The organism is Pseudomonas sp. LP_7_YM (genome assembly GCF_004364435.1).
GTDB lineage: Bacteria > Pseudomonadota > Gammaproteobacteria > Pseudomonadales > Pseudomonadaceae > Aquipseudomonas.
This window is the reverse complement of sequence record NZ_SOCT01000008.1, coordinates 13347-26030: the sequence shown is the minus strand read 5'-3', so window position 1 is coordinate 26030 and position 12684 is coordinate 13347. Positions and strand designations below refer to the sequence as shown.

General features: G+C 60.9%; 13 protein-coding genes. 5 read left to right on the top strand and 8 right to left on the bottom strand.

Going from position 1 to position 12684, the window contains the following annotated elements:
- Positions 1-89 precede the first annotated feature (89 nt).
- From EC915_RS18090 to EC915_RS18070, 5 genes are all read left to right on the top strand, one after another.
- Positions 90-1097, top strand: coding sequence for a zinc-binding alcohol dehydrogenase family protein (locus tag EC915_RS18090; RefSeq protein ID WP_133751897.1), 1008 nt, complete (start codon positions 90-92; stop codon positions 1095-1097).
- A 139-nt stretch (positions 1098-1236) separates the two neighbouring features.
- On the top strand, positions 1237-1479 hold the full coding sequence (locus EC915_RS18085) for an exodeoxyribonuclease VII small subunit (protein ID WP_133751896.1): 243 nt from the start codon (positions 1237-1239) through the stop codon (positions 1477-1479).
- The gene (ispA, locus tag EC915_RS18080; protein ID WP_133751895.1) at positions 1476-2363 is read left to right on the top strand and encodes a (2E,6E)-farnesyl diphosphate synthase; all 888 of its coding nucleotides are present in this window, start codon (positions 1476-1478) and stop codon (positions 2361-2363) included. The genes EC915_RS18085 and ispA overlap by 4 nt, the downstream gene beginning before the upstream one ends.
- A gap of 238 nt (positions 2364-2601) precedes the next feature.
- Positions 2602-4491, top strand: coding sequence for a 1-deoxy-D-xylulose-5-phosphate synthase (gene dxs / locus EC915_RS18075; RefSeq protein WP_133751894.1), 1890 nt, complete (start codon positions 2602-2604; stop codon positions 4489-4491).
- Between the two features lie 130 nt (positions 4492-4621).
- Positions 4622-6505, top strand: coding sequence for a TonB-dependent receptor domain-containing protein (locus EC915_RS18070; RefSeq protein ID WP_133751893.1), 1884 nt, complete (start codon positions 4622-4624; stop codon positions 6503-6505).
- Between the two features lie 120 nt (positions 6506-6625).
- Here EC915_RS18070 and EC915_RS18065 read toward each other — a convergent pair whose 3' ends face one another.
- The 8 genes from EC915_RS18065 to EC915_RS18030 form a co-directional block, all read right to left on the bottom strand.
- Positions 6626-7411 (bottom strand): cobalamin-binding protein, encoded by a 786-nt coding sequence (locus EC915_RS18065; RefSeq protein WP_133751892.1) that lies wholly within the window; start codon positions 7409-7411, stop codon positions 6626-6628.
- A gap of 78 nt (positions 7412-7489) precedes the next feature.
- Positions 7490-8107, bottom strand: a complete 618-nt coding sequence (gene ribA / locus EC915_RS18060; RefSeq protein ID WP_133751891.1) for a GTP cyclohydrolase II — start codon at positions 8105-8107, stop codon at positions 7490-7492.
- Positions 8108-8251: 144 nt separating this feature from the next.
- On the bottom strand, positions 8252-8761 hold the full coding sequence (locus EC915_RS18055; RefSeq protein WP_133751890.1) for a phosphatidylglycerophosphatase A: 510 nt from the start codon (positions 8759-8761) through the stop codon (positions 8252-8254).
- Positions 8758-9723: a thiamine-phosphate kinase gene (gene thiL, locus EC915_RS18050; RefSeq protein ID WP_133751889.1), complete on the bottom strand. Its 966-nt coding sequence runs from the start codon at positions 9721-9723 to the stop codon at positions 8758-8760. The genes EC915_RS18055 and thiL overlap by 4 nt, the downstream gene beginning before the upstream one ends.
- 36 nt (positions 9724-9759) lie before the next feature.
- Positions 9760-10260, bottom strand: coding sequence for a transcription antitermination factor NusB (nusB, locus tag EC915_RS18045; protein WP_133751888.1), 501 nt, complete (start codon positions 10258-10260; stop codon positions 9760-9762).
- Positions 10257-10733, bottom strand: a complete 477-nt coding sequence (ribE, locus tag EC915_RS18040; RefSeq protein WP_037017809.1) for a 6,7-dimethyl-8-ribityllumazine synthase — start codon at positions 10731-10733, stop codon at positions 10257-10259. Before ribE ends, nusB begins: the two co-directional genes overlap by 4 nt.
- Before the next feature lie 146 nt (positions 10734-10879).
- The gene (gene ribBA, locus EC915_RS18035) at positions 10880-11971 is read right to left on the bottom strand and encodes a bifunctional 3,4-dihydroxy-2-butanone-4-phosphate synthase/GTP cyclohydrolase II (protein ID WP_133751887.1); all 1092 of its coding nucleotides are present in this window, start codon (positions 11969-11971) and stop codon (positions 10880-10882) included.
- Between the two features lie 17 nt (positions 11972-11988).
- Positions 11989-12660, bottom strand: a complete 672-nt coding sequence (locus EC915_RS18030) for a riboflavin synthase (RefSeq protein ID WP_133751886.1) — start codon at positions 12658-12660, stop codon at positions 11989-11991.
- Between the last annotated feature and the right edge of the window lie 24 nt (positions 12661-12684).

The following is a 12684-nucleotide window of genomic DNA, read 5'->3' as shown; positions in this document are numbered from 1 at the left end:
GCGTTGTTCAGGTTTTTCTTGTTGGCGCAGAAGAACAAGATAAACGCCGTACCCGAACACGTTTCTTCATCATTTTCAGAGAGAACCCCATGAAAGCCATTGCCTTCACCCAACACGGCCTGCCCATCGAAGATCCAAACTCGCTGATGGACATGGACCTGCCCAAGCCCACCCCTGGCCCGCGTGATTTGCTGGTGCAAGTGCGCGCCGTTTCCGTCAACCCGGTGGACACCAAAGTGCGTGCAGGCTCGGCGGCCACTGAGCCCAGGGTCCTGGGTTGGGATGCGGTGGGCGTCGTGCGCGAAACTGGCAGCGAGGTCACGCTGTTCAAGGCCGGTGACGAAGTGTTCTATGCGGGCTCCATCGCGCGCCCCGGCAATTACAGCGAATTCCATCTGGTGGACGAGCGTATCGTCGGCCACAAGCCGAAATCCATCGACGACGCTCATGCTGCCGCGCTGCCGTTAACGTCGATCACCGCGTGGGAGTTGCTGTTCGACCGCCTCGGCGTGCAGGAAGGCGCCGGTGAAGGCGATAGCCTGCTGATTATCGGTGCAGGCGGCGGGGTCGGCTCGATTCTTGTCCAGTTGGCGCGCCAATTGACCAAGCTCACCGTCATCGGTACTGCGTCCCGCCCGGAAACCCAGGAATGGGTGAAAAACCTCGGTGCGCATCACGTGATCGACCACAGCCAGCCGCTGGTGGAGCAACTGGAAAAAATCGGCGTTGGTCAGGTCAGTCATGTCGCGAGCCTCACTCACACCGACAGCTACCTGACGCAGCTGATCGACGCACTGCGCCCGCAAGGCAAGCTGGCGCTGATCGATGACCCGAAGACCCTCGACGTGATGCCCATGAAGCGCAAGGCACTGTCGCTGCATTGGGAACTGATGTTTACCCGCGCGCTTTTCGAAACGTCGGACATGATTGCCCAGCATGAGTTGCTCGACCGCGTGTCGAGCCTGATCGACCAAGGCGTGCTGAAGACCACGCTGGGTGAGCACTTGGGCACCATCAACGCCGAAAATCTGCGCCGCGCCCATGCCGTGATCGAAAGCGGCAAGGCCAAAGGCAAGATTGTTCTCGAAGGTTTCTGAGTACATTGCTTCGGGCAGGCGAGAGTTTGCGGCAGGTGCACCCAGGCACCTGCAACTCCCCGCCCGGCACCTCTCATTTGCCCCAATGCTGTCGCTCTGCTAGTGTCGCGCCGGTTTAACGTCTACCGGGATAGCCGCCATGGCCCGCAAGAAAGCTGCACTGGATTTCGAACAATCCCTCACGGATCTGCAAACGCTGGTCGAGCGTCTGGAGAACGGTGAGCTGTCGCTGGAAGATTCATTGACCGCCTTCGAACAAGGCATCCGTCTGACGCGTGAGTGCCAGAGCGCGCTGGCGCAGGCCGAGCAGAAGGTCCAGGTGTTGCTGGAACGCGATGGCGAACTGGCCGAGGAACCCTTCGACGCGGAACAGCCGCAATGATCGCCGAGTATCAGGCGCTCAGTCAGGCTCGCGTCAACGCAGCGCTGGAGAGCCTGTTCAGCGCACCTTCCACTGAATTGACCCGTCTTTACCAGGCCATGCGCTACAGCGTCACCAATGGTGGCAAGCGCGTGCGTCCGCTGCTGGTATACGGCGCCTGCGAAGCCTTGGGCGGCGATGCAGAGCAAGCCAACGGCGCTGCCTGTGCGGTTGAGCTCATCCATGCTTACTCGCTGGTTCACGACGATCTGCCCGCCATGGACGACGACGATCTGCGTCGCGGCCTGCCGACCACTCATAAGGCCTTTGACGAGGCCTGTGCGATTCTGGCCGGCGATGGCCTGCAAACCTTGGCATTCAGCGTGCTCAGCGATAGCAGCCTGACGCCGCAAGATGCCGAAACCCGCTTGAAGATGGTTGACACCCTGGCTCACGCCGCAGGTCCGGCGGGCATGGTGGGCGGCCAGGCAATCGATCTGGGTTCGGTGGGTTTGAAACTCGACCAGACGGCGCTGGAGTTCATGCACCGGCACAAGACTGGCGCGCTGATCGAGGCCAGTGTCCGGTTGGGTGCCCTGTCCAGTGGTCGTGCCAGCCAGGTCCACCTCGACTCGCTGCAGATCTATGCGCGCGCCGTCGGTCTGGCATTTCAGGTGCAGGACGACATCCTCGACGTCGAAAGCGACACCGCAACCCTTGGCAAACGCCAGGGCGCCGATATCGCCCGCGACAAGCCGACCTATCCGGCCTTGCTGGGTCTGGATGAGGCCAAACATTACGCGCTGGAACTGCGCGATCAGGCACTCGTAGCGCTGCAGCCCTTCGACTCGGCAGCCGAACCTTTGCGCGCGCTGGCGCGATACATCGTCGAGCGGCGCCACTGACGCGTCCTGCCCTGTTTATTACAGGTACCGGGTCCGACCGCACCCGATGAAACTACTGGAGTATCCTGCGATTTTCGTAATCTGATGGACTTATCGCGGGCAGGCGCGCTCCTACAAAGAGACACGCTGTTGTATCCGCGCCCGCTGCCTGCATTTGAACCGTCATCGACTTCGGTTCATGGGCAGCTTGCGATGCATCAGGTAAACTGCCGCCTCTTTCACTATAACGATTCGCCTGATGCCCACGACGTTCAAAGAGATTCCCCGCGAGCGCCCGTCCACGCCACTGCTTGACAAGGCAGTGACGCCGGACGGCCTGCGTCGGTTAGGTGACGCCGAGCTCGAAGCTCTGGCTGACGAACTGCGCCTGGAGCTGCTCTACACCGTTGGCCAGACCGGAGGACACTTCGGTGCCGGGCTTGGCGTGATCGAGCTGACCGTGGCCCTGCACTACGTCTTCGATACTCCCGACGACCGGCTGGTCTGGGACGTCGGTCATCAGGCGTACCCGCACAAGATCCTCACCGGTCGCCGTGAACAGATGTCGACGCTGCGCCAGAAAGGCGGAGTGGCGGCCTTCCCGCGGCGCAGCGAGAGTGAGTACGACACCTTCGGCGTCGGTCACTCCAGCACCTCTATCAGTGCTGCGCTGGGCATGGCCATTGCCGCCCGCCTGCAAGGCAGCCAGCGTAAATCCATCGCCGTCATCGGCGACGGTGCGTTGACTGCGGGCATGGCTTTCGAGGCGTTGAACCACGCCCCTGAAGTCAACGCCGACATGCTGGTGATCCTCAACGACAACGACATGTCGATCTCGCGCAACGTCGGCGGCCTGTCGAACTATCTGGCGAAGATTCTCTCCAGCCGCACTTATACCAGCATGCGCGAAGGCAGCAAGAAAGTGCTGTCGCGTCTGCCCGGGGCTTGGGAAATCGCCCGCCGCACCGAGGAATATGCCAAAGGCATGTTGGTGCCGGGCACGTTGTTCGAAGAGCTGGGCTGGAACTATATCGGTCCTATCGATGGCCACGACCTGCCAACGCTGGTCGCCACGCTGCGTAACATGCGCGACCTCAAAGGCCCGCAGTTCTTGCATGTCGTCACCAAAAAGGGGAAAGGTTTCGCCCCGGCCGAGGTCGATCCGATCGGCTATCACGCGATCACCAAGCTCGACCCACTGGACGCGCCTGCTGCGCCGAAAAAGGCCAGCGGCCCGAAATACTCCGGTGTGTTCGGCCAATGGCTGTGCGACATGGCCGAGGCTGATGAGCGTCTGGTCGGTATCACCCCGGCGATGAAAGAAGGCTCGGACCTGGTAGCATTCAGCGAACGCTTCCCTGAGCGTTACTTTGACGTAGCGATTGCCGAGCAGCATGCGGTGACCCTGGCTGCAGGCATGGCCTGCGAAGGCGCCAAGCCTGTTGTAGCGATCTATTCGACCTTCCTGCAGCGCGGTTACGATCAGCTGATTCACGACGTTGCGGTGCAGAATCTGGACGTGCTTTTCGCCATCGACCGCGCAGGTCTGGTCGGCGAAGACGGGCCGACACACGCCGGCAGCTTCGATCTGTCCTTCTTGCGCTGCATCCCCAATATGCTGGTGATGACCCCGAGCGACGAAAACGAACTGCGCAAAATGCTGAGCACCGGCCATCACTTCAATGGCCCGGCGGCCGTGCGCTATCCGCGCGGCACTGGACCGAATGCCGTGATCGACAACGACCTGGAACCGCTGGAAATCGGCAAAGGCATCGTCCGTCGCCAAGGCACTAACGTGGCGATGCTGGTGTTTGGCGTACAACTGGCTGACGCCTTGAAAGTCGCTGAGAAGATCAACGCTACAGTGGTCGACATGCGTTTCGTCAAGCCGCTGGACGAGGCCTTGGTACGTGAAGTCGCCGCCAGCCACGATCTGCTGGTAACGATCGAGGAAAACGCCATCATGGGCGGTGCCGGTGCAGCGGTCAGTGAGTTTCTGGCGCGGGAAAACATTCTCAAGTCAGTGCTGCACTTGGGATTGCCGGATCTCTACGTCGAACACGCCAAACCGGCGCAAATGCTTGCGCAGTGCGGGCTTGATGCGGATGGGATCGAAGCGTCGATCCGTGCGCGTCTGGCGAAAATCTGACGCTACTGACAGTGATCGTTCCGACGCTCTGCGTGGGAATGCAGCCGAGTCGCTCCGCGCCATTGCCGCGGAGCGTGCCTAACTGCGTTACCACGCGGAGCGCCGGAATGATCATCAACGACATGAATATATGACGCTGCCCCGCATCGCTTTCGCCATTTCCCTGCTCCCCGCCGCCCAAGCCTTCGCCGATCTACCTGATCGCGAGGACGCCTTGAAGCTACCCAATGTCGTCATCAGCGCCAACCGCCAGGTTGAACAGCGTGACGTCAGCACGGCAGCCAACACCGTCTTCACCCGCGCTGATATAGAGCGTCTGCAACCGACCAGCGTCACCGACTTGCTCAATCGCGTGCCCGGCGTGCAGGTGGCGCCAAGCGGCGGACGTGGCAGCCTGCCGGGGATTTACATACGAGGGACCAAATCTGCCCAGAGCCTGGTGCTGGTCGACGGCCAGCGCATCGCCAATGCCACGTCCGCCGACAGCGCCTTGCAATACCTCAATATCGAGCAGATAGAGCGGGTCGAAGTGTTGCGAGGCTCGCGCTCGGTTATTTACGGGGCTGATGCCATCGGCGGGGTAATCCAGATTTTCACCCGCCGTGGCGCCGATCAAGGCCTGCAAGCGCGGCTGCACAGCGGATTCGGCAATCGCAATATCGGGCAATACAGCCTTGGGCTGTCGGGTGGCGATCAAAGAACTCATTTCAACCTCAGCACCAGCCTTGACGAAACTGCAGGCATCGACCGCACTGGCCCCTCGTTCGCCAGCGATGGCGATCACGATGCCTACCGCAACAAGTCCTACAGCCTGAACCTGAGTCATTGGCTGAACGATGACGTGGAAATCGGCTTCAACGCGCTGGATAACACAGGCACGACCGAGTTCGACAACCCATTCGGCCTGTTCGACCCGGCGTCCTTCGACAGTGTCGGGCAGCGGCCATACAGCGATTTCGAACTCAGCAGCGTGGGCACTTACATCGATGCCCGGATCAACGAGCGCTGGAAAACCCGTCTGGAAATGGGCCACAGCGAAAATCGTGAGAAGACCTTCGACACGCTCAGCGATGACCGCTCCGTGTTCAACACCTATCGCGACTCGGTCAACTGGCAGAACGACCTTACGCTGGATGAGCGCAACAGCCTGATGCTCGGCGGCGACGGGTATCAGGATCGGGTCAACAGCAGCACGTCCTTTTACGAAGACAGCCGTTGGAATCGCGCGGCGTTCCTTCAGCATCGTTTCAAGGGCGACGGGTTTTCCACTGAACTGGGCCTTCGTCATGACCAGAACCAGCAGTTCGGCAACCAGAACACCTGGAGCGGCACACTGACTGCGCCAATCAACGAGACCAATGCAGTGCTGCTTTCCTACAGCGAAGGCTTCCGCGCGCCCACATTCAATGACCTGTATTACCCGGGCTTCAGCAACCCGACCCTCAAGCCTGAGCACTCTAAAAGCTACGAACTGCAATGGCGCAGTCACTTGAGCGAGACCAGCAAACTCGAGGCATCGCTATACCGTACCGATCTGCAAGACGCTATCGCCCTGGACGGTAACTTCCGCCCGGAAAACATAGGCTCGGCGCGGATCAACGGGTTAGAGGCATCGCTTGAGCAACAGTTGTTCGGCTGGACCGGCAAACTAGGTGCCTCGATCATCAATCCTCGTGACCGCGACACCGGTCACACGCTAAACCGGCGCGCACGTCGGACCTTGAATCTGGACGTCGATCGTCAGTTTGATCGCCTTGGCGTTGGCGCCAGCTGGCAGGCGGTGAGCAATAGCTATAACGATGAGGCCAACACCCAGAACATCGGCGGCTATGCGCTGTTTGGTTTGCGCAGCAGTTGGAAGGCCAACGATGAAGTGAGGCTGGAGTTCAAGCTGGATAACGCCCTGGACAAGCGCTACAGCCGTACGCTGTACAGCTTCGATGGCAATAGTTATGGGTATCGCGAAGAAGGCCGGACCTGGATGTTCGGCATGACCTGGACGCCTGACCTGTAGGCCGCTCAGAGGATGCACGGCCATCAATGGGGGCCAATTCATTCGCGATGCAGTGTATCGGGTGAAAGGTAGGTTCGGCTTTGCCGGGCTTTCGCGATGGATCGCTGCCACGTGAGCCATTCAGCGATCTGGCGATATCACTGCACATAACTTCGCCACCGCCTCCAGCATCTGCCCACTCGGCCGCTCGATGCCTTTGTCCGGCACCACCAGCAATCGGGCGCTGAGCGACGGCCAGGACTTCCAGATATTCAGCTGAGAAGTCGACCCTGCGACCACGGCCTCGGGATTTCGCTGCAAAACAGCCTCAAGGCTGACTTGGGGGGCAGGCTGGTTTACCTCGGCAAATACGTTTCGTGCACCGCAGACGCCCAGCGCATCGCTGATGATCTGCGCGCCGCCGACGGTGTACAGCGGCTGATCCCATACCTGATAGAACACGCTCACAGGCTTATCCCGATGGTAGCGTTGTCTCAGTTCGGATAGCCTCTGACGAAACGTCCCTGCCACCTGCCGTCCGCGTTCGGCACGCCCAAGTCGCTCGCCTATCTGTTCGATCTGATCGGCCAACTGTTCCAGTGTGTGGGGTTCGGCGGTGTAGGTGGGGATGTTCAAACGCTGCAACTGATCGCGCTGAGCGGCACTCACACTGCCTGGCCATAGCAACAAAAGATCAGGGCGCAGACTGAGCAACCGCTCCATTTCCAGCTGCCCGTAGCGACCCACCGAGGGCAGGCTTGAGACAGACACCGGACGATCTCCGCCATCCAGCACGCCGACCAGCAGACTGGCAGCGCCGAGTTCAATGACGACCTCGGTCAGCGACGGTGCCAAGCTAACGACGCGCTCGGCTGCATTGATATGGCAGGCCGCTAATGCCAGCAGCACGGCGATCAGGCGCCGCACCACGTCAACTGCCGAAGGAGGAGAAAGACGAACGAGCGACGTTCGGCAGCGCCAGACGTCGTCTCGCGTTCTCGCGTGTCACGCCGGGTCGACCTCACTCTGGTGTTCGTTGCCCATCATGTGGCCGAGCTTGCCGGCCTTGGTAGCCAGGTACAGTTTGTTGTGAGGGTTCTGGCCGGTATGCAGCGGCACGCGTTCGGCAACAGCGATGCCCATGTCGGTCAAGGCCTTAACCTTACGCGGGTTATTGGTCATCAGACGCAGCGACTTCACGCCCAAGTGCTCCAGCATCGGCAGGCAGATGGCGTAATCGCGCTGGTCAGCGGCAAAACCCAGACGCTCGTTGGCCTCGACGGTGTCGGCACCGCCGTCCTGCAATTCATAGGCACGAATTTTGTTCATCAAGCCAATGCCACGCCCTTCCTGGCGCAGGTACAACAGGACGCCCCGGCCTTCGGACGCAATGGCACGCATGGCCGCTTCGAGTTGAGAACCACAATCGCAGCGCTGGCTGAACAGCGCATCGCCGGTCAGGCATTCCGAATGCACACGACCGAGAACCGGGGCGCCGTCCGAGACGTCGCCAAGACTGAGGACCACGTGTTCACGACCGGTTTCCTGCTCGAGGAAGCCACTCATGGTGAACGTGGCAAAAGGGGTAGGCAGCTTGGAAGCCGCGACAAATACGACGGGCACCGTGTGCTCCTGATCAGTATGGGGGCTGGAAACTCGCAAGCGGGCATTGTAACAGCAGGCTCCGGCGCACGCTTAGGCTGAATTGTCGGCCGTTCAGATCAGGAAGTTTGATCATTGCCCCCCGCACCGCCTATGCGTGGCTGCCTATATAACGGCCCATAGCCAGACCAGCCCCTGCATCGCCAGCCACGCAAAGACACCGGCCAGGACGTCGTCGAGCATGATGCCGACACCGCCATGAACGTGTTTGTCGATCCAGTGGATGGGCCACGGCTTGAGGATGTCGAAGAAGCGGAACATCAGAAAACCCACCAGTAGCCAGACCCAACCTTCAGGCACCAGCCACAACGTAATCCACATACCGACCATCTCATCCCAGACGATGCCTTCATGGTCGTGCACGCGCAGGTCGTCAGCCACCTTGCCGCACAGCCAGAAGCCGAACAGCATGGTGATGCCCAGCATCAGCCAATAGCCCCAGTCCGGCAGCATCTGCCATAACGGAATGAACGGCACAGCGACCATGGACCCCCAGGTTCCCGGGGCCTTGGGCAATGTACCGGAGCCAAAACCGAAGGCCAGGAAATGCCAGGGGTTGGTCCACACTGAGGGCGGAACGTTCTCCGCCGGGACCTGATTAGGATGATCTGTCACCGTGTCTCCCGAAAATGTTGATAACCCCGAGTCAACGGAGTGACGTCCTGCCCTTGATTGTCGATCAGCCCCACGCCCTGCCCCTCGACCACCCGACCGATCACGAAAATCGGCCATCCAGTGGCAGTCAGGTCAGCCAGCAATGATGACGGTAGCGTGAACGCCAGCCTGTAGTCGTCGCCGCCGCTAACTGCGGCATTGAGCGCCTCATCTGCGTTGAAAAATGCCAGCAACGCGTCAGACATCGGCACTTTTTCACGCTCCACGAGCAAGCGTACGCCGGACGCCAATGCGATATGTCCGCAATCTGCGAGCAATCCGTCGGAGATATCCAGCGCCGATGTCGCCTTGCCACGCAATGCCAGTCCCAAGTCAAACTGCGGCTGCGGTGACCAGTAACGCGAGAGCAAGGCCTGAGTGGTAGACGTCTCGGTGCTGCGCTGGTTCAACACCAACGGCAACGCTGCGGCGCCGTCGCCCAGCGGTCCGCCCACGCACAGCAAATCCCCCGGTTGTGCGCCACTGCGGGTCAGCGCCTGCCCCGCAGGCACCGAGCCGAATACGGTCAAGGTGAGGCTCAAGGGGCCGCGCGTAGTGTCGCCGCCAATCAGGCGCATGGAGCAGGCTTGGGCCATCTGGTTCAAACCGCGGGCGAACGCCTGCAGCCAGTCGGCGGACACTTCCGGCAAGGTCAGGGCAAGGGTAAAGGCGAGGGGGCTGGCGCCCATGGCGGCCAGATCGCTGGCGGAGACGCCAAGGGCACGCTGACCCAGCAGGAAAGGATCGCTGACGTCGGGAAAATGCACCCCGGCGACCAGCGTGTCAGTGGAGATCGCCAGCTGTTCGCCGGGGCTCACTGATAACAGGGCGCAGTCGTCGCCAATCCCCAGCGCGACACCTTCGCCAGGCTGCGCACATGGCGCAGCGGCAAAGTAATTGCGGATCAGCTCGAACTCGCCCATGGCGTAAACGCTAGAGAATCTGGAGGCCCAGACGCCTTAGCGCTTGTGAGCCTTGACTTCGACTTCGCGCAGACGCGGAGCCAGCTTGTCGAGCACCCCGTTGACGAACTTGTGACCGTCGGTGGAACCGTAGACTTTCGCCAGTTCGATCCCTTCGTTGATGACCACGCGGTACGGCACGTCGATGCGATCGAGCAGCTCCCAGGCCGACAGGCGCAAAACGGCCAGTTCAACCGGGTCCAGGTCGTCGATGGCGATGTCCAGGCAAGGCGTCAGCGCCGTGTCGATCTCAACCTTTTTGGCCGGGACCCCGTGCAGGATTTCATGGAAGTAAGCGGCATCGACATCACTGAAGTCGTTGTCGACGCGAAACTGCGCTTCGATCTCGTTCAACGACTGCTTGGCCATGTGCCATTGGTAAAGCGCCTGCATGGCAAGCGTGCGGGCAGCGCGGCGCTTTTCACTTTTCGATGGCTTGCCAGCGTCCGCCGGGCGGGGGTCGCGCGGGTTGAACTGATCGCTTTCGTCGTTAATCACTTGGCCTCCAACTGTGCCAACAGGCTGACCATCTCGATGGCGGACAGGGCAGCTTCCGCGCCTTTGTTACCGGCCTTGGTGCCGGAACGTTCGATGGCTTGTTCGATGGAGTCAACCGTCAGCACACCAAAGGCGACTGGAACACCGAACTCCATGGAGACCTGAGACAGGCCCTTGGTGCACTCGCCGGCGACGTATTCGAAGTGCGGAGTGCCGCCACGAATGACTGCGCCCAAGGCTATGATCGCGGCGAACTCGCTGCGTTGAGCGACCTTCTGTACGACCAGCGGGATTTCGAACGCGCCCGGTGCGCGGATGATGGTGATGTCGCTTTCGCTCACGCCGTGGCGAACCAGGGCATCAACGGCACCGCTCACCAGGCTTTCCACGACGAAGCTGTTGAAGCGGCCAACCACCAGGGCATAGCGACCTTGGGGGGCGATGAAGGTACCTTCGATGGTCTTCAGGGTCATTGGGCTGAGTCTCATGTTCTCGTATTAAAGAGCAAGCAAGCGCGCATCAGGCGCGCGCTTGCAGGGATTTTAGGCCACGAATCAGCGACCGCAGGGACAAAAACCGTGAAAGCATCCACGCTTGCACGGTTGATCAACTGCCGGTCTTATTCGGAGGGCACGTATTCTACAACTTCCAGATCGAAACCGGATATCGCATTGAACTTCATTGGCGAACTCATCAGGCGCATTTTGCGTACGCCCAGGTCGCGAAGGATCTGCGAACCGGCACCGACGGTGCTGTAAGTGGTCGGCGTCTTGACCGGCGCAGCACCCGCGGTTTCCCGCACATGGGCCAGTACGGCGTCGCCATCGAGGGGATGACCCAGGAGCAGAACCACACCGCTGCCCGCCTCTGCCACCGCAGTCATGGCAGCGCGCAAGCTCCAGCGGCCGGGCTGCTTGACCAGCAGCAGGTCGCGCAACGGGTCCATGTTATGGACGCGAACCAGGGTTGGCTCTTCTGCGCAGATCTTGCCCAGGGTCAGCGCCAGGTGGACGTCACCCTCGACCGAATCGCGGAAGGTCACCAGATTGAACTGGCCTTGCTCGGTATCCAGCGGCTGCTCGGCAATCCGCTGAACGGTACGTTCGTGGATCATCCGGTAGTGGATCAGGTCGGCAATGGTGCCGATCTTGATGTTGTGCTCAGCGGCAAACGCTTCGAGTTCCGTGCGACGGGACATGGTGCCGTCGTCGTTCATTACTTCGCAGATCACCCCCGTGGGCTCGAAATCTGCCATGCGCGCCAGATCGCACGCCGCTTCGGTATGGCCTGCGCGCGATAGCGTGCCACCCGCCTGCGCCATCAGCGGGAAGATGTGCCCTGGGCTGACGATGTCATCGGCCCTGGCATCCTTGGCGGCGGCGGCCTGTACGGTCCGTGCGCGATCGGCAGCGGAGATGCCGGTGGTCACCCCGGTAGCGGCTTCGATGGAGACAGTGAACTTGGTGCCGAAACCCGAACCATTGCGCGGCGCCATCAGCGGCAGTTTCAGGGCTTCGCAACGCTCGCGGGTCATCGGCATGCAGATCAGGCCACGGGCATAACGCGCCATGAAGTTGATGTGCTCGGCTTTGACACACTCGGAGGCCATGATCAGATCGCCTTCGTTCTCGCGATCTTCGTCATCCATGAGGATGACCATCTTGCCTTGGCGAATGTCTTCAACCAGTTCTTCGATGCTATTGAGCGCCACTCGGCACCCCCTTCGATTCAGGATTTGAGGTAGCCGTTGGCGGCCAGAAAGCTTTCGGTGATGTTGCCGCCCTGGGCCGGAGTCGGGTCGGCGGCCTTGTCACCGAGCAGCAGACGCTCCAGGTAACGCGCCAGCAGATCCACTTCCAGGTTGATCTTACGGCCAGGACGGTAGTCACCCATGATGGTCTCGGCCAGCGTGTGCGGCACGATGGTCAGTTCGAACTCGGCGCCGTTGACGGCATTCACGGTCAGGCTGGTGCCGTCGACCGTGATCGAGCCCTTGTGCGAGATGTACTTGGCCAGCTCACGGGGCGCACGCATACGGAACTGGATCGCACGGGCGTTTTCCTCGCGGGACAGCACTTCGCCAACGCCATCGACGTGACCGCTGACCAGATGGCCGCCCAGGCGGGTGGTTGGGGTCAGGGCCTTTTCCAGGTTCACCCGGCTGCCGGTCTTCAAGTCGACGAACGCGGTGACGTCAAGGGTTTCGCGACTGACGTCGGCCCAGAAACCGTCGCCTGGCAGCTCGACGGCGGTCAGACACACGCCGTTGACCGCGATGCTATCGCCGAGCTTGACGTCGGAAAGGTCGAGTTTGCCAGTCTCTACGTAAACGCGAACATCGCCGCCTTTAGGCGTCAGGGCGCGGATGCTGCCAATGGATTCGATAATGCCGGTAAACATGGGTCCTCCGGGAGAACAAGGCCA

Coding starts and splice junctions, on each gene's coding strand:
- dxs (WP_133751894.1), top strand. CDS start 2,602: ATGCCCACGACGTTCAAAGAGATTCCCCGCGAGCGCCCGTCCACGCCA.
- ispA (WP_133751895.1), top strand. CDS start 1,476: ATGATCGCCGAGTATCAGGCGCTCAGTCAGGCTCGCGTCAACGCAGCG.
- thiL (WP_133751889.1), bottom strand. CDS start 9,723: ATGGGCGAGTTCGAGCTGATCCGCAATTACTTTGCCGCTGCGCCATGT.
- ribE (WP_037017809.1), bottom strand. CDS start 10,733: ATGACCCTGAAGACCATCGAAGGTACCTTCATCGCCCCCCAAGGTCGC.
- EC915_RS18030 (WP_133751886.1), bottom strand. CDS start 12,660: ATGTTTACCGGCATTATCGAATCCATTGGCAGCATCCGCGCCCTGACG.
- EC915_RS18090 (WP_133751897.1), top strand. CDS start 90: ATGAAAGCCATTGCCTTCACCCAACACGGCCTGCCCATCGAAGATCCA.
- EC915_RS18070 (WP_133751893.1), top strand. CDS start 4,622: ATGACGCTGCCCCGCATCGCTTTCGCCATTTCCCTGCTCCCCGCCGCC.
- EC915_RS18085 (WP_133751896.1), top strand. CDS start 1,237: ATGGCCCGCAAGAAAGCTGCACTGGATTTCGAACAATCCCTCACGGAT.